Origin of the sequence: Pseudomonas sp. AFG_SD02_1510_Pfu_092, assembly GCF_003331055.1 — a bacterium.
Lineage (GTDB): Bacteria > Pseudomonadota > Gammaproteobacteria > Pseudomonadales > Pseudomonadaceae > Aquipseudomonas.
The window spans coordinates 12,270-28,742 of the sequence record NZ_PUQD01000037.1 but is presented as its reverse complement, the minus strand read 5'-3'; the positions used below and the strand labels follow the sequence as shown (position 1 = coordinate 28,742).

Genomic DNA, 16,473 nt, shown 5'->3' with positions numbered 1-16,473 from the left:
CTTCGGCCACCGGTAGGGTGGCCGTGGTGCGATACATCAGGCCAGCGCGGCATCGGCAGCATAGGCGTGCGCGAGCAACTCGGTGAAGCGCTCGAAGGCCGCCACTGCGCCGCGTTCGGCAGCGGCCTCGTCTTCGGCCGACAACGCCAGGCCATCCAGAATACGAATGAACTGCTTCCAGCCTTCGGCACGGCCACCGGCGGGCTCACCCAGATGGCGGGCACCACAGCTGTCGGACAGCCCCAGGGCCACGGCACGCTTGATCAGAAACGCAGCGCCCAGTTTGGAGCCTTCGGAGACGAAGATCCAGCCCAACGCCTCGCCGAGGCCCGGCTGGTGCAGCGCGCCTGGTACGGCGGCTGGCACGGCGGTATCGAGGTCGGCAAGGTCCAGGCGAGCCTGTTCGGCGCGGCAGCGCTCGGCCAGGTCGGGGACGATGGCAATCAGTTGCGGGTCGTTGTACAGCGGCTGCAACTCGGACTGGAACAGGTACTGGGCGACGACGAAGCGGGCGAAGCTTTCGCGGCTGTCGAACGGGGCGTGGGAGTGGACCAGGGCATCCAGCCTGGTGTGCGGGGCCTGGGTAAGCTGTTTCAGGCGCTGGGAGCGCAGGGCAGGGCGGTCGGTCATGGGGCAGTCCTTGGAAAAAGAGGCGTTCAGTTACAAGACGAAACAGCGAAGACGAAACAGTAAAAAAAACGGGTTGTGGTGTCGCTTGCGCCGGCCTGTTCGTGGGCGCGCCCGTTAACAGGCCGGTGCAGGCGACAGCGTCAGATATCCCAGACCACATTGATACCGAAATTGCGCCCCGGCATACTCAAGCGATCGATGTTGGCCGGTTGGGTAAAGGCCGCTTCGCCCTGGCCGTCGTAGCTGCGCACCGAGTCCCACTGCCAGTACTTCTTGTCGGCGAGGTTGTACAGGCCGGCGTTGATGGTCACATCATCGCTGAGCTTGTAGTAGCCGGTCAGGTCCAGCACACCGTAGCCCGGGGTGCGGAATTTGGAGGTCGAGCCGTCGGGCGAGTAGAAGGTGCTGTCATCGACACGGGTCTTGCGCTTGACCAGCGTCCAGCTCACCAGGCCGCCGTAGTGCTGTTGCTCGTAACCCAGGCCGAACACGCCCTTCAGCGGGTTGACGGTGTTCAGCGGCTCGCCGCTGTCGTCATTGCGGCCATAGGCGTAGGCGATCGAGCCCTGGGTATACAAGCCCTGCGGCGCACCGAAGTGGTCGAGGTTCAGGCGGCCTTTTACCTCGGCACCCTTGATGGTGGCGTGCTTGATGTTGTTGGCCTTGAACGTCTGTTCCAGATTGGCGCCTTTCACGGCGTCCTCGTCGATGAAGTCGCGGTACTTGTTGTAGAACACCGCCACATCGAAATTACCAGCCTCGAAGTTGCCGCGCAGGCCGGTTTCATAACTTTTGCTCTTTTCCGGTTCGAGCCCCGGGTTGCCTTCTACGCGGTAGCCCTGCTCGAGGTTCTCGAACTTGCCGTACATGGATTTGGCCGTCGGGGTGCGGAAACCTTCGGCGTACTGGCCATACCAGGTGTAGTTGTCGTTGAAGGCGTAGGTCAGGCCGAACTTGGGCGAGACGCGGTGCCACTTCTTGTCCGCGTCGTCCTGGGCGGTCGGCGCGGTACCGGTGGACTCCAGGCCACGCAGGAATTCCTTGGTGAACCTGGGCTCCATGCGTGTGTAGTCGTAACGCGCGCCAGGCAGGAAGGTCCAGTCGTTCCAGCGGATTTCGTCCTGCACGAACAGGCTGTAGGTGTTCACGGTCGGGTCCGGGAAGTCGCTGACCAGCGCCTGGCCGTCTGCCGGGCGCTCGGCGCCCGCGGCGGAACAACCTGAGCCAACGGCCAGGCAGGTGCCGGTGCCGCTGCGCGAACCGGTGACCTTCTCATGCTTGAGGGTGGTGCCGTAGGTCAGCAGGTGATCGGTGGCGCCGAGGCTGAAGGCTTTGTCCAGCTGGGCGTCGAATACCCACTGGCGGTCCTTGTAGGTGGTGTCGCGGGTGCGCAGCACCTGGCGGCCAGGTGGTGCGTAGACTTCCTCGGTGTGCTGGTCGGTCTTGGCGAGCTGGTAGTTCAGGCTCCACTTCACATGGTCGGCGACCAGCGCATCCAGGCCGAACTCATGGTTGATGGCAAAGCGTTCGCGGGTGATGGTGTCGTTGCCATTACGCGCCTTGTAGTAGCCCGAGGCACCAAAGCCTGGAATGAACGGCCCGCCCACCGCACTGAGGATGTTCTGGTCGCGGTCATCCTTGTAGCGTTCGTAGGTGAAGCCCAGACGCGCCTCATCAGCGTAGTTCCAGCCCAGCTTGGCCAGCACGTTGGTGGTGCGCGCGTCCATCGGGTTGGCTTCGGTGCGTGACAGGCCGGTGCCGCTGTGGCCGCCGTGGGTCTCGGTTTCGTGGCCGTTGCGCTGGCTCAGGTGCAGCAGGCCGTCGAAGTCACCCTGGCGGCCGGCGACGGTGGCGGAGGTCAGCCAGCTTTCGTCGGCCGAGCTGTAGCCGGTCTTCAGGCGGGCGCCCACATCTTTGCCGGGCTTGATGATGTCGTCCGGGTCGAGGGTAAAGTAGCTCACCGCGCCGCCGATGGCGTTGCTGCCGTAAAGCACCGAAGCCGGGCCGCGGAGGATTTCCACGCGTTTGATGACTTCCGGGTCGACGTAGTTGCGCTGGGTCTGGGCGTACGGGCCGAAGAAGAAGCTGTCGGGAATCGACACGCCGTCGACCTGGGTGAGGATGCGCTCGCCGTCGATGCCACGGATGTTGTAGCCGTTCAGGCCACTGCGCTGGCCGGTGCCGGCAACCGACATCCCCGGCTCGTAGCGCACCAGGTCCTGGATAGAATTGACGTTCTGCCGGTCCAGTTGCTCGCGGGTCTGCACGCTGACGGTGCTTGGCACCTGGCTGACGTCCTGAGCGCTACGGGTGGCGCTGACCGTGACCTGTTGCAGGGCGACCACCGCGCCGCTGGCCTGGCGTTCCAGCACCACATTGCCGTTGCCGATCTTGCGAAAGCCCAGGCCGGTACCGTGCAGCAGGCGCTTGAGCGCAGCTTCCGCCGGTAGCGAACCCTGCACCCCCGGCGAGGCCACGCCATCGGCCAGGTCGGCGCTGAAGCCGACCTGCCAGCCGGTGACCTGGCTGAAGGCATTGACCGCCGAAACCAGCGGCTGCTGGCCGATGCTGAAGCGGTAGTCGCCCATGCGCGGGCTGCTGGCCTGGGCCGGCTCGGCGGCCAGCACCGGCAGGCTGCCGGCGGCGCTGGCGAACAAGGCCAGGGTGATCAGGGACAACTGCCCTGTACGGCGGGGAAGGGTAAAGGGGCGGGTAAGACCTGTGGGCATCGAAAGCGCTCCCTGATGCGCGGACTGTTATAGGTAGTGGCTGTTCTCGTTTTCAAACAAGAATCAGTTGCATTGGCTATAACGAGACGGGCGGGGTAGCGCGACCGCGTAAAAAAACTTGGATCCCGGTCTGTCGATCTGTACCGCGATATCTGTGGGAGCGTGTCGGGTTTCAGATTTGGCTGAAGATCGATCGGCAGATCAGTTCAGGATGACCAGCGCCGGATACTCGTGCAGCTGCGCCGAGGTGATGTGGGCCAGCGCGCGCAGGGTTTGCAGAGGCTGGTCGAGGCGGTAGTTGCCGGTCACCGCCATGCCGTCCAGCCGCGCGTTGCGGTTGATGATCCAACCTGGGTAGTAGCGCTGCACTTCGGCCAGCACCTGGCTCAGCGGGCAATTCTCGAACACCAGGCGGCCGTCGACCCAGGCCAGGTCCTTGTGCATGTCGGGGCGCTGGCGCTGACCAAAACCTTGTGGCCCGACGCTGATGCTGTCGCCGGCACTCAGGCGGATGCGCTGCTCGCGGGCGCCCTGCAGGTCGACATCGCCGCGCTGCACCCGCACCTGCGCCTCGCCGTCGAGGTAGCGCACGGCGAAGTCGGTATCACGCACCTGCGCGCGCAGTGGCCCGGCTTGTACTTCAAGCGGCAGCTGCGCACCCCCAGGCACCTGGAAATAGGCCTCGCCTTGCAGCAAGCGGGCGACCTCGCGGCCATCACGGCGGTCGCTGGCAAATGCCGAATTGGTGTTGAGCAGCACTTTCGCACCGTCCTCGAGCTGCAGGCGCTGGCGTTCGCCCACCAGCGTCAGGTGGTCGGCCTGCAAGCGCACGGGCAGGTTGCCGAAGGTGATCAGCCCGACCAGCAGCAGCGCCGCCGTGGCCAGGGGTTTCCAGTGGCTACCCAGGCGCCGGCGCCACGAGCGGCGCTGTTGCTGGTGCATCTGCAGCGCCGCCTGCTGCAGCGGTGCGCCGTTCCACAAGGCCTCCGCCTCGACATAGGCTGCGGCGTTTTCCGGCGCTGCGTCCAGCCAGGCGGCGAAGGCCCGGGTGTCCTCGGCGTCGGCACATTGCAGGCGCACCAGCCAGTCCAGCGCCTCGTCCAGGGCACGGGCACGAGCGCTGGGCCCGGCGGGTGACGGGCGGTGAGCGGGGCTGTCGGTCACGGTAAGTCCTTGAAGGGTTTTTGCGAATGATCAAGGCTGAGGCGGGGTGTGGCAAGGGCTTTGCGCGACCTCACTTGAGGCGGTCGGCGACGCCCATGCAGATCGCCATGATCAGTTTCAGCTCCTTCTGTACCGTGCTGGGCGAAACCTTCAGTTGTTCGGCAATTTCCAGATAGGTCGCACCCTGCAGGCGGCTGAGCATGAAGATGCGTTGCTGGCGTTCGCTCAGCTGCTCGAGGCTGACGCTCAGGTGCTTGAGCAACTGTTCGGCATGGGCTGCATCCTCGTTGCTGGTGGTGGGTGCGGCCACGCTGTGCAGGACCTCGTCGGGCACATCGTCGACCAGCATGCGCGCTTGCACCCGGCGCGCGCGCAGGTGGTCGAGGGCCAGGTTGCGTGCGGTCTGGAACACGAACGGTTCGATGTGTTCGACGGGCCGCTCAGCAAGGGCGCGGGACACCCGTAGGTAGGTTTCCTGCAGCAGGTCCTCGGCCGTGCTGGGGTTGCCGACCATGCGCTGCAGAGTACGCAGCAAAGTAAGGCGCTGAACGAGGAAGACGGAGTTGAACCGGGACTGACTCACAGGGGGACCTGGCCGACGAATGGTTAATGATAATGCTTATCATCCATGCCGCAGGTCAAGTTTGGAAATGTTAGGAAAAGGTAAAGATTGTGAGTCCACCGGCCCTGGCTCCCCGTGTGGGAGCGGCCTTGTGTCGCGATGGGCCGCAGAGCGGCCCTGCTCACATGGGAACGTGCCAAGGCTTAACGGGCGTTGCACAACGCCAGGCAGTTATCCAGCATGCGGTTGCTGAACCCCCACTCGTTGTCGTACCAGGCCAGCACCTTGAGCATGCGCCCGTTGGCCCGGGTATGGTTGGCATCGAAGATCGACGACAGCGGGTTGTGGTTGAAATCGCAGGAAACCAGCGGCAAGGCGTTGTAACCCAGCACCCGCGAATGCTTGCTGGCCTCGAGGAACAGCTGGTTGACCTGCTCGGCCGTGGCCTCGCGCTTGAGGTTGACGGTGAGGTCGACCAGCGAAACGTTGATCACCGGCACCCGCACGGCCATGCCGGTGAGCTTGCCGGCCAGTTCCGGCAACACCAGGCCCACGGCCTCGGCAGCGCCGGTCTTGCTCGGGATCATCGACTGGGTTGCCGAACGTGCACGGTACGGGTCGCTGTGGTAGACATCGGTCAGCACCTGGTCGTTGGTGTAGGCGTGGATGGTGGTCATCAGGCCCTGTTCGATGCCGAACTCGCGGTGCAGCACCTGGGCGATCGGCGCCAGGCAGTTGGTGGTGCAGGACGCATTGGAAATGATCTGGTGCGAGGCCCGCAAAACATCATGGTTGACCCCGTACACCACGGTGGCATCGGCGCCCTTGGCCGGTGCCGAGACAATCACCTTGCCGGCCCCCGCAGCCAGATGCGCGGCGGCCTTGGCGCGCTCGGTGAACAGCCCGGTGCACTCGAACACCACGTCGATCGCCTCGGCCTTCCACGGCAGCTCGGCCGGGTTGCGGATGGCGCTGACCGCGATACGGTCGCCGTTGACCGTCAGGCTTTCGTGGTCAGCTTCGACGCTGGCGTCGAAGGTGCCGTGCACGCTGTCATATTTGAGCAGGTGGGCATTCATGGCGCTGTCGCCCAGGTCGTTGATGGCGACGACCTGCAAGTCCTGGCGGTAGCCTTGGGTATACAGTGCGCGCAGGACGTTGCGGCCGATGCGGCCGAATCCATTGATGGCGATGCGTAGAGTCATGGCAGTACCTCTGGCAGTCCGAGTGAAACCTGTGGCACAAAGGAGCTTCACTGAAACGGTTTTGTTGTTGGAATTACAAGATTATTCACTGGCGGATAGAAAACAAGCCTTTTTAATGGCAGTATTTTGTTTAAACATACAACGAGTGGTTGGGCGACCTGCCTCCACCGATGCAGCGGGCTCCTTGTCTTGAGCCTAGGCCGCAATCGTTTGGAGGGGAAATGCCCGGTAAACCGCCCTTACAATTAGCCTGGAGTCCAGTACATGCATCCGCGCATCCTTGAGGTCACCCAGCGGCTGGTCGAGCGCAGCCGTGCCACCCGCGAACGCTACCTGCAGCTGATTCGCGGCGCGGCCAGTGACGGCCCCATGCGTGCCAGCCTGCAGTGCGCCAACTTCGCCCACGGCGTGGCCGGTTGCGGCAGCGACGACAAGCAGACCCTGCGCCTGATGAACGCGGCCAACGTGGCCATCGTCTCGGCCTACAACGACATGCTCTCGGCGCACCAGCCGTACCAGCACTTCCCCGAGCAGATCAAGCAAGCCCTGCGCGAAGTCGGCTCGGTCGGCCAGTTCGCCGGTGGCGTGCCGGCCATGTGCGACGGCGTGACCCAGGGCGAGCCGGGGATGGAGCTGGCCATCGCCAGCCGTGAAGTGATTGCCATGTCCACCGCCGTGGCCCTGTCGCACAACATGTTCGACGCCGCGCTGATGCTGGGCATCTGCGACAAGATCGTCCCCGGCCTGATGATGGGCGCGCTGCGCTTCGGCCACCTGCCGACCATTTTTGTCCCCGGCGGGCCGATGGTCTCCGGCATTTCCAACAAGCAGAAGGCTGACGTGCGCCAGCGCTACGCCGAAGGCAAGGCCAGCCGCGAAGAGCTGCTGGAGTCGGAAATGAAGTCCTACCACAGCCCGGGCACCTGCACCTTCTACGGCACGGCCAACACCAACCAGCTGGTCATGGAAGTGATGGGCCTGCACCTGCCGGGCGCCTCGTTCGTCAACCCGTACACGCCGCTGCGCGATGCGCTCACCGCCGAGGCTGCGCAACAGGTCACGCGCATGACCAAGGCCAGCGGCAGCTTCATGCCGCTGGGCGAAATCGTCGACGAGAAGGCGCTGGTCAACTCCATCGTCGCCCTGCACGCCACCGGCGGCTCGACCAACCATACCCTGCACATCCCGGCGATTGCCCAGGCGGCGGGTATCCAGCTGACCTGGCAGGACATGGCCGACTTGTCCGAGGTGGTGCCGACCCTGTCCCACGTCTACCCCAACGGCAAGGCCGACATCAACCACTTCCAGGCCGCTGGCGGCATGGCCTTCCTGATCCGTGAGCTGCTCGATGCCGGGCTGCTGCACGAAGACGTCAATACCGTGGCCGGCCACGGCCTGCGCCGCTACACCCAGGAGCCGTTCCTCGACAATGGCAAGCTGGTGTGGCGCGAAGGGCCAAGGCAGAGCCTGGACGAAAGCATCCTGCGCCCGGTGGCGCGGCCGTTCTCGGCCGAAGGTGGCCTGCGGGTGATGGAAGGCAACCTCGGCCGGGGCGTGATGAAGGTGTCCGCCGTCGCCCCCGAACACCAGGTGGTCGAGGCCCCGGCGCGGGTGTTCCACGACCAGCAGTCGCTGGCCGATGCGTTCAAGGCCGGCGAGCTGGAGCGCGACTTCGTCGCCGTGGTGCGCTTCCAGGGGCCGCGTTGCAACGGCATGCCGGAACTGCACAAGCTCACGCCATTCCTCGGCGTGCTGCAGGACCGTGGCTACAAAGTGGCGCTGGTTACCGACGGGCGCATGTCCGGCGCCTCGGGCAAGATCCCGGCGGCCATCCACGTCTGCCCCGAAGCTTATGACGGCGGCCCGCTGGCACGCGTGCGCGATGGTGATATGGTGCGCGTCGATGGCGTCGAAGGCACGCTGCGGGTAATGGTCTCGGCCGAAGAACTTGCCAGCCGCGACCTGCCGCCAGCACCGCAGGGCAATGACCTGGGTTGCGGGCGCGAGCTGTTCGGCTTCATGCGCATGGCGTTCAGCCCGGCAGAGCAGGGCGCCAGTGCCTTCACCTCGGCCCTGGAGCAGCTCAAATGAAGGACCTGCTGGTTGGCGACATCGGTGGCACCAATGCCCGTTTTGCGTTGTGGCGTGACAACCAGCTGCACCAGGTGAAAGTCTTCGCGACCGAAGACTACACCAGCCCGGAGCAAGCCATCGAGGCGTACCTCGAAGGCCTGGGCATTGCGCGCGGTGGGCTGATTGCGGCCTGCCTTGCGGTGGCCGGGCCGGTCAATGGTGACGAGTTCCGCTTCACCAACAACCATTGGCGCCTGAGCCGGCTCGCGTTCTGCCAGAGGCTGCAGCTCGAGCAGCTGCTGCTGATCAATGATTTCACCGCCATGGCGCTGGGCATGACCCGCCTGCGCGAAGGCGAATTCCGTGAGGTGTGCCCGGGCCAGGCCGACCTTGCGCGCCCGGCGTTGGTCATCGGCCCGGGCACCGGCCTGGGCGTCGGTTCGCTGTTGCGCCTGGGCGAGCAGCGCTGGTGCGCCTTGCCGGGCGAGGGCGGGCATGTCGACCTGCCGGTGGGCAATGCCCGTGAAGCGGCGATTCACCAACAGATCCATAGCCAGATCGGCCATGTCAGTGCCGAGACCGTGCTCAGTGGCGGTGGCCTGCTGCGCCTGTACCAGGCAATCTGCGCACTGGACGGCGACACCCCCCGACACACTTCCCCGGCGCAGATCACCGATGCGGCGCTGGGCGGCGAGCCACGGGCGCTGGCGGTGATCGAGCAGTTCTGCCGGTTTCTGGGGCGTGTCGCAGGTAACAATGTTCTGACCCTGGGCGCGCGAGGTGGGGTTTATATTGTCGGCGGCGTGATCCCGCGCTTTGCCGAGCTGTTTCTGCGCAGCGGGTTTGCCGCGAGCTTCGCCGACAAGGGCTGCATGAGTGGCTACTTCGCCGGTGTGCCGGTGTGGCTGGTGACGGCGGAGTTTTCCGGATTGCTGGGGGCCGGGGTGGCCTTGCAGCAGGCGTTGGGTTGAAAGGGGCCGCTGCGCGGCCCAATCGCCGGCAAGCCAGCTCCCACACCGATCGCGTCAAGCCTGGATTCGTACACTAATTGTGGGAGCCTGGCTTGCCGGCGATGGGCAGCGAAGCAGCCCCAGAAGGCAACACCGGACAGCAGGCAAAAAGACCTGCAATCAACAAGAGGAAGGACCACCTTGAGCACTGCCGGCAAATCGATCCTGATGGTCGACGACGACCAGGAAATCCGCGAACTGCTGCAAACCTACCTGAGCCGTTCCGGCTTCCAGGTACATGCCGAGGCCGACGGCAAAGGCTTTCGTCGCGCCCTTGAAAGCACCGCCTGCGACCTGGTCATCCTTGATGTCATGCTGCCCGACGAAGACGGCTTCAGCCTGTGCCGCTGGGTACGGCAGCACCCGCGCCAGGCGCGGGTACCGATCATCATGCTGACCGCCAGCTCGGACGAAACCGACCGGGTCATCGGCCTGGAACTGGGCGCCGACGACTACCTGGGCAAACCCTTCAGCCCGCGCGAACTGCAGGCACGGATCAAGGCCCTGCTGCGCCGCGCCGAGTTCGGCCAGGCGACACCCGGCAGTGCCGTGCTGGCCTTCGACGACTGGCGCCTGGACACGGTCAGCCACCGCCTGTTCCATCGCGATGGCGAGGAGGTGATTCTCTCGGGCGCCGACTTCGCCCTGCTCAAGCTGTTCCTCGACCACCCACAGCAGATTCTCGACCGCGACACCATCGGCAACGCCACCCGCGGCCGCGAGCCGATGCCGCTGGACCGCATCGTCGACATGGCGGTCAGCCGCCTGCGCCAGCGCCTGCGCGATACCGAAAAGCCGCCCCGGCTGATTCGCACCGTACGCGGCAGCGGCTATCTGTTGGCTGCCCATGTCTGCTGTGCGCCCTGAGCGGCGCTGGCGGCTGCTGCCGCGCTCGCTGCTGGGGCGCATGCTGCTGCTGACCCTGCTGGTGGTGCTGCTGGCCCAGGGCTTGTCGAGCATCATCTGGGTTGCCCAGCTGCGTGCCAGCCAGCTGCAAGGCCTGCGCGCCAGCGCCAGCAGCCTGGCCCATTCGATGAGCGCCAGCGTCAGCTACTTTCGGTCGTTGCCGGTGGGCTATCGGCCGATGGTGCTCGACCAGTTGCGCAGCATGGGCGGCACCCGTTTCTTCGTGTCGCTCAACGCCAGGCCGCTGGACATGCCGGTGCTGCCCGTAACCCCACGCAAGCAGGCGGTGATCGAGGTATTTCAGCAGGTGCTGCACGAGCGCCTGGGCTCGCAGATGGACATTTCCGTGGAGTTCGTCAGCCCCGACGACCTGCGGATCTTCAACAGCGGCCTCAAGCTCGACGAACTGCCACGCTCCTGGGCGCATTACTCACTGACCCTGGAACCGCTCAACCCGCCGGTGCTGGTCACGCAGATTCGCCTGGGCGAGGGCGAGTGGCTGTACATCGCCTCATTGCTGCCCGAGCCCTACACCAGCCTGGAAGCCGAGCGCCTGCCCCGCCAGCAGATCGGCTTCATCGTGCTGACCACGGCTTTGCTGCTGTTGTTCATCGGCTTGCTGGTGCACTGGCAGAGCTGGCCGCTCAAGCGTCTGGCGCGTGCCGCCCGGGAAATGTCGCTGGGCGCCGATGTGGCGCCGGTGGCCGAAGGTGGCGGCAGCGAGGTGGTCGAGGTGGGGCGTGCGTTCAACAGCATGCGCGAGCGCATCAGCCGCTATCTGACCGAGCGCAGCCAGCTGTTCAGCGCCATCTCCCATGACTTGCGCACGCCGATCACCCGGTTGCGCCTGCGCGTCGAGCTGCTGGAGGACGAGCGCCTGCAGGCCAAGTTCAGCCAGGACCTGGACGAGCTCGAGCTGCTGGTCAAAGGCGCGTTGCAGTGCGTGAAGGACACCGATATCCACGAGAACATCGAGCCGGTCGACCTCAACCAGGTGCTGGAAATCCTTGCCGAACCTTACCTCGGCGATGGCCGCATCACCCTCGAAGGCCGGGCGCTGGCGCCGTACCCGGGCAAGCCGCTGGCGTTGCGGCGCTGCATCGGCAACCTGATCGACAACGCCATCAAGTACGGCGAACGGGCCAGGCTGCGCATCCTCGACGATGCCGAGGGGTTTGTCCTGCAAGTGGATGACCAAGGGCCGGGGGTGCCGCAGCAGCAGCTGGAGCAGGTGTTCGAGCCGCATTTCCGGTTGGCCGGGCAGCAGCAGGGCTATGGGCTGGGGTTGGGCATTGCGCGCAACATCGCCCATAGCCACGGTGGGGAGGTGAGCTTGCTCAACCTGCGCGAGGGTGGACTGCGGGTGACCTTGTACCTGCCACGGGGCATGGACTGAGGTTTTGCGTTGCCTGTGCCGGCCCCTTCGCGGGTGAACCCGCTCCCACAGGTTTTTGTGGGCGCCTTTGGGAGCGGGTTTACCCGTGAAGAGGCCGGCACAGGCAAGTGAAATGTCACCGCCTGGTGACAATCCCGCCGTCCTTCGTGACATCCCGCCCAACCCCGCTGGCTAGAATTCGCACACGACTGGCAAGGATCAAGCTGGCCCATGAACACTCCCAACCTGCCTTCCACCTCCTGGCTCGACGCCCCGGCCCACAGCGCCTGGCGCATGGCCGAAGGGCAACGCCTGCTGGCCTTTGCCAAGGCCTCGAAACTGCCCGGCGGCTTCGGTAACCTGGACGCGGCAGGCCAGCTTGCCGCCGATGCCCGTGCCAATACCCTCAACACCGCCCGCATGACCCACTGCTTCGCCCTGGCCCATCTGCAGGGCGTGCCGGGTTGCCTGGCCTATGCCGAGCACGGCGTGGCCGCCTTGCGTGGCGCGCTGCAGGACGCCATCCATGGCGGTTGGTTCAGCCACCCCGATGGCCTCGACGACAGCGGCAAGGCGGCTTACCTGCATGCCTTCGTCGCCCTTGCCGCCAGCTCGGCCGTGACCGCCGGCGCGGCCGATGCAAGCGCTTTGCTGGCCGACGCGGTGCAGGTGCTCGAGGCGCATTTCTGGAGTGAAGAGGAGGGCGCCCTCAGGGAAGCCTTCTCGCGCGCCTGGCAGTTGCCCGAGCCCTACCGTGGCGCCAACAGCAACATGCACGCGGTCGAGGCCTTCCTGGCCCTGGCGGACGTCACCGGCAACCGCCTCTGGCTGCAACGCGCCCTGCGCATCGCCGAACGCATCATTCATACCCACGCCGCGGCCAACGGCTATCGGGTCATCGAGCACTTCGACGCCCTTTGGCAGCCATTGCCGCAGTACAACCTGGAGCACCCGGCCGACCACTTCCGGCCTTACGGCACCACGCCCGGGCATGCCCTGGAATGGGCGCGGCTGCTGCTGCACCTGGAGGCCAGCCTGGATCGGGCCGGCCTGCACGCCCCAGGCTGGCTTGCCGACAGCGCCCGTGGCCTGTTCGAGGCTGCCTGCCAGAAGGCCTGGAACGTCGATGGTGCGCCCGGTTTCGTCTACACCCTGGACTGGGCCGATCGCCCGTTGGTGGCCGCGCGCCTGCACTGGGTGCATGCCGAGGCCTGCGCCGCGGCGGCGGCCCTGTTGCAGCGCACCGGGGAGGCGCACTACGAGCAGTGGTACCGCCGCTGCTGGGACTTTATCGCCACCCGTTTCATCGACACTGTGGGCGGCAGCTGGCACCACGAACTCGATGCGCACAATCAGCCGGCCGCGACCATCTGGCCGGGCAAGCCTGACCTTTACCACGCCTACCAGGCGCTGCTGTTGCCAGGCTTGCCGCTGGCACCGAGCCTGGCCAGCAGCCTGGCCGGCAATGTAACCAAACGATGACATTCACGCATCGCTTCGTTACCTGACGAGGCGGGCACGCTGTTTAGACTTCATGCAACGCAAGCGATCGACTTGCACGGCATAACAACAAGAAAGGTGCTTCGATGAATTCCACGCTCCGTCTCGCTGCCGCAATATCCCTGGCCTCTCTGTTCCCGCTGAGTGCCCTGGCTGCCGACTCCAAAGGCAGCGTTGAGGTGGTGCACTGGTGGACCTCCGGTGGTGAAAAGGCGGCGGTCGATGTGCTCAAGGCCCAGGTCGAGAAAGACGGTTTCACCTGGAAGGACGGCGCTGTCGCCGGCGGTGGTGGTGCCACGGCCATGACCGTGCTCAAGAGCCGCGCCGTGGCCGGCAACCCACCCGGTGTCGCGCAGATCAAAGGCCCGGACATCCAGGACTGGGCGGCCACCGGCCTGCTCGATGCCGATGTGCTAAAGGAAGTGGCCAAGGAAGAGAAGTGGGACACACTGCTCGACAAGAAAGTCGCCGACACCGTGAAGTACGACGGTGACTATGTCGCCGTACCGGTGAATATCCACCGCATCAACTGGCTGTGGATCAACCCCGAAGTGTTCAAGAAGGCCGGCATCGACAAGGCGCCGACCACCCTCGACGAATTCTACGCCGCCGCCGACAAGCTCAAGGCCGCCGGCTTCATCCCGCTTGCCCATGGCGGTCAGCCCTGGCAGGACAGCACCGTGTTCGAAAGCGTGGTGCTGGCAGTGATGGGTGTCGACGGCTACAAGAAGGCCCTGGTCGACCTCGACAGCGCAGCCCTGACCGGCCCGCAGATGGTCAAGGCATTGACCGAGCTGAAAAAGGTCGCCACCTACATGGACCCGGACGGCAAAGGCCAGGACTGGAACCTGGAAGCGGCCAAGGTCATCAATGGCAAGGCCGGCATGCAGATCATGGGTGACTGGGCCAAGAGCGAATGGACCCTGGCGAAGAAAACCGCAGGCAAGGACTACCAGTGCGTGCCATTCCCCGGCACCGAAAAGGCCTTCCTGTACAACATCGACTCGCTGGTGGTGTTCAAGCAGAGCGACGAAGGTACCGCTGCCGGCCAGCAGGACATTGCACGCAAGGTGCTGGGCCAGGACTTCCAGAAAGTCTTCAGCAGCAACAAGGGCTCTATCCCGGTGCGCAACGACATGCTGGCCGACATGGGCAAGTACGGTTTCGACGCCTGCGCGCAGACCTCCGCCAAGGACTTCCTGGCCGATGCCAAGAGCGGCGGGCTGCAGCCGAGCATGGCGCACAACATGGCCACCACGCTGGCCGTGCAGGGCGCCTTCTTCGATGTGGTGACCAACTACATCAACGCCCCCAAGGCCGACCCGGCCGATGCGGCGAAAAAGCTGGCGGCGGCGATCAAGGCTGCCCAGTAAACGCTGACTCGAGACTGGCGCGGTCTGATGCGGGAGCGGCCTTGCGTCGCGACAGGACCGCGAGGCGGTCCCTGATTCAGGCGGCGCAGTCCTTTCAGAACAGCTTCGTTCCGCAGGCCCCGGGGCTGCTTCGCAGCCCTTTCGCGACACAAGGCCGCTCCCACAAAAGCGAGCCGTTGTGCCTTTGAGGTGAACCATGATCACAACTACCGCCCAACTGCGGGCCTCACCCCTGGACGCACTACAGCGCTGGCTGCCCAAGCTGGTGCTGGCGCCCAGCATGTTCATCATCCTGGTGGGCTTCTACGGCTATATCCTCTGGACCTTCGTCCTGTCCTTCACCACCTCGACCTTCCTGCCCACTTACAAATGGGCCGGCCTGGCGCAGTACGCCCGGCTGTTCGACAACGACCGCTGGTGGGTAGCGAGCAAGAACCTGCTGCTGTTCGGTGGCCTGTTCATCGCCATCAGCCTGGCCGTCGGTGTGCTGCTGGCCGTACTGCTGGACCAGCGCATCCGCCGCGAAGGCTTCATCCGTACCATCTACCTGTACCCCATGGCGCTGTCGATGATCGTCACCGGCACCGCCTGGAAGTGGCTGCTCAACCCGGGCATGGGCCTGGACAAGCTGCTGCGCGACTGGGGCTGGGAAGGCTTGCGCCTGGACTGGCTGATCGACCCTGACCGGGTGGTGTACTGCCTGGTGATCGCCGCCGTGTGGCAGGCATCGGGCTTCATCATGGCGATGTTCCTCGCCGGCCTGCGCGGGGTCGACCAGTCGATCATCCGCGCCGCGCAGATCGACGGTGCCAGCCTGCCGCGCATCTACTGGACGGTGGTGCTGCCCAGCCTGCGCCCGGTGTTCTTCAGCTCGCTGATGATCCTTGCGCATATCGCCATCAAGAGCTTCGACCTGGTGGCGGCGATGACGGCCGGTGGCCCCGGCTACTCCTCCGACCTGCCGGCGATGTTCATGTACTCGTTCACCTTCAGCCGCGGCCAGATGGGCATGGGCTCGGCCAGCGCCATTCTCATGCTCGGGGCGATCCTGGCGATCCTCGTGCCCTACCTGTATTCGGAGCTGCGGAGCAAACGCCATGCATAGCCCTGTCGACAAACCGGCGTCGAGCCTGAGCCGCATCGCCATCCACGCCGTGCTGTTGCTGGCCGTGGTGCTTTACCTGGTGCCGCTGGTGGTGATGCTGCTGACCAGCTTCAAGACCCCGGACGACATCAGCACCGGCAACCTGCTGAGCTGGCCCGCAGTATTCACCGGCATCGGCTGGGTCAAGGCCTGGAGCACGGTCAGCGGTTACTTCTGGAACTCGATCATGATCACCGTGCCGGCGGTGCTGATCTCCACCACCATCGGCGCGCTGAACGGCTATGTGCTGTCGATGTGGCGCTTCCGCGGTTCGCAACTGTTCTTCGGCCTGCTGCTGTTCGGCTGCTTCCTGCCGTTCCAGACCGTGCTGCTGCCGGCCTCGTTCACCCTCGGCAAGCTCGGCCTGGCCAGTACCACCGGCGGCCTGGTACTGGTGCATGTGGTCTACGGCCTGGCGTTCACCACGCTGTTCTTCCGTAACTTCTACGTGAGCATCCCCGATGCACTGGTCAAGGCCGCGCGCCTGGACGGGGCCGGGTTCTTCACCATCTTCCAGCGCATCATCCTGCCGATGTCGACGCCGATCATCATGGTCTGCCTGATCTGGCAGTTCACCCAGATCTGGAACGACTTCCTGTTCGGCGTGGTGTTCTCCAGCGGCGACTCGCAACCGATTACCGTGGCCCTGAACAACCTGGTCAACACCAGCACCGGGGCCAAGGAATACAACGTCGACATGGCGGCGGCGATGATCGCCGGCCTGCCAACCCTGCTGGTCTACGTGGTGGCAGGCAAATATTTCGTCCGCGGGCTGACTGCTGGCGCGGTAAAGGGGTAAGTC

At 65.1% G+C, this 16,473-nt stretch carries 13 protein-coding genes; 8 read left to right on the top strand and 5 right to left on the bottom strand.

The genetic code is table 11. The features are described 5' to 3' along the window. Nucleotides 1-36 precede the first annotated feature (36 nt). The 5 genes from C6A77_RS16275 to gap form a co-directional block, all read right to left on the bottom strand. Nucleotides 37-630 (bottom strand): biliverdin-producing heme oxygenase, encoded by a 594-nt coding sequence (locus C6A77_RS16275; protein ID WP_114170389.1) that lies wholly within the window; start codon nt 628-630, stop codon nt 37-39. Nucleotides 631-770: 140 nt separating this feature from the next. Beyond that, entirely contained in the window at nt 771-3,359 is a 2,589-nt protein-coding gene (locus tag C6A77_RS16270; RefSeq protein ID WP_114170388.1) for a TonB-dependent receptor, read from the bottom strand. 201 nt (nt 3,360-3,560) lie between these two features. Then, a complete protein-coding gene (locus tag C6A77_RS16265; protein WP_114170387.1) occupies nt 3,561-4,523 on the bottom strand; it encodes a FecR domain-containing protein in 963 nt (320 codons plus the stop codon). Nucleotides 4,524-4,593: 70 nt separating this feature from the next. Next, a complete protein-coding gene (locus tag C6A77_RS16260; RefSeq protein WP_114170386.1) occupies nt 4,594-5,106 on the bottom strand; it encodes a sigma-70 family RNA polymerase sigma factor in 513 nt (170 codons plus the stop codon). Nucleotides 5,107-5,288: 182 nt separating this feature from the next. Next, nucleotides 5,289-6,290, bottom strand: a complete 1,002-nt coding sequence (gene gap / locus C6A77_RS16255; RefSeq protein ID WP_114170385.1) for a type I glyceraldehyde-3-phosphate dehydrogenase — start codon at nt 6,288-6,290, stop codon at nt 5,289-5,291. Between the two features lie 264 nt (nt 6,291-6,554). Here gap and edd point away from each other — a divergent pair, with 264 nt between their 5' ends. From edd to C6A77_RS16215, 8 genes are all read left to right on the top strand, one after another. Continuing rightward, nucleotides 6,555-8,381, top strand: coding sequence for a phosphogluconate dehydratase (gene edd, locus C6A77_RS16250; RefSeq protein WP_114170384.1), 1,827 nt, complete (start codon nt 6,555-6,557; stop codon nt 8,379-8,381). Continuing rightward, nucleotides 8,378-9,334 (top strand): glucokinase, encoded by a 957-nt coding sequence (locus C6A77_RS16245; RefSeq protein ID WP_114170383.1) that lies wholly within the window; start codon nt 8,378-8,380, stop codon nt 9,332-9,334. Before edd ends, C6A77_RS16245 begins: the two co-directional genes overlap by 4 nt. A gap of 180 nt (nt 9,335-9,514) precedes the next feature. Further along, complete coding sequence (gene gltR, locus C6A77_RS16240; RefSeq protein ID WP_114170382.1) at nt 9,515-10,240, top strand: two-component system response regulator GltR; 726 nt, start codon at nt 9,515-9,517, stop codon at nt 10,238-10,240. Next, nucleotides 10,221-11,675 (top strand): ATP-binding protein, encoded by a 1,455-nt coding sequence (locus C6A77_RS16235; protein ID WP_114170381.1) that lies wholly within the window; start codon nt 10,221-10,223, stop codon nt 11,673-11,675. Before gltR ends, C6A77_RS16235 begins: the two co-directional genes overlap by 20 nt. A gap of 210 nt (nt 11,676-11,885) precedes the next feature. Beyond that, on the top strand, nt 11,886-13,136 hold the full coding sequence (locus C6A77_RS16230; protein ID WP_114170380.1) for an AGE family epimerase/isomerase: 1,251 nt from the start codon (nt 11,886-11,888) through the stop codon (nt 13,134-13,136). 104 nt (nt 13,137-13,240) lie between these two features. After that, nucleotides 13,241-14,527, top strand: coding sequence for an ABC transporter substrate-binding protein (locus tag C6A77_RS16225; RefSeq protein WP_114170379.1), 1,287 nt, complete (start codon nt 13,241-13,243; stop codon nt 14,525-14,527). Nucleotides 14,528-14,723: 196 nt separating this feature from the next. Continuing rightward, complete coding sequence (locus tag C6A77_RS16220) at nt 14,724-15,632, top strand: sugar ABC transporter permease (RefSeq protein ID WP_114170378.1); 909 nt, start codon at nt 14,724-14,726, stop codon at nt 15,630-15,632. Further along, entirely contained in the window at nt 15,625-16,470 is an 846-nt protein-coding gene (locus C6A77_RS16215; RefSeq protein WP_114170377.1) for a carbohydrate ABC transporter permease, read from the top strand. Before C6A77_RS16220 ends, C6A77_RS16215 begins: the two co-directional genes overlap by 8 nt. Nucleotides 16,471-16,473 lie beyond the last annotated feature (3 nt).

Bases quoted from the DNA above. Each gene is read 5' to 3' on its own strand.
- edd (WP_114170384.1), top strand. From the start codon at position 6,555: ATGCATCCGCGCATCCTTGAGGTCACCCAGCGGCTGGTCGAGCGCAGC.
- C6A77_RS16245 (WP_114170383.1), top strand. From the start codon at position 8,378: ATGAAGGACCTGCTGGTTGGCGACATCGGTGGCACCAATGCCCGTTTT.
- C6A77_RS16270 (WP_114170388.1), bottom strand. From the start codon at position 3,359: ATGCCCACAGGTCTTACCCGCCCCTTTACCCTTCCCCGCCGTACAGGG.
- C6A77_RS16235 (WP_114170381.1), top strand. From the start codon at position 10,221: ATGTCTGCTGTGCGCCCTGAGCGGCGCTGGCGGCTGCTGCCGCGCTCG.
- C6A77_RS16220 (WP_114170378.1), top strand. From the start codon at position 14,724: ATGATCACAACTACCGCCCAACTGCGGGCCTCACCCCTGGACGCACTA.
- C6A77_RS16275 (WP_114170389.1), bottom strand. From the start codon at position 630: ATGACCGACCGCCCTGCCCTGCGCTCCCAGCGCCTGAAACAGCTTACC.
- C6A77_RS16215 (WP_114170377.1), top strand. From the start codon at position 15,625: ATGCATAGCCCTGTCGACAAACCGGCGTCGAGCCTGAGCCGCATCGCC.
- C6A77_RS16225 (WP_114170379.1), top strand. From the start codon at position 13,241: ATGAATTCCACGCTCCGTCTCGCTGCCGCAATATCCCTGGCCTCTCTG.
- C6A77_RS16230 (WP_114170380.1), top strand. From the start codon at position 11,886: ATGAACACTCCCAACCTGCCTTCCACCTCCTGGCTCGACGCCCCGGCC.
- gap (WP_114170385.1), bottom strand. From the start codon at position 6,290: ATGACTCTACGCATCGCCATCAATGGATTCGGCCGCATCGGCCGCAAC.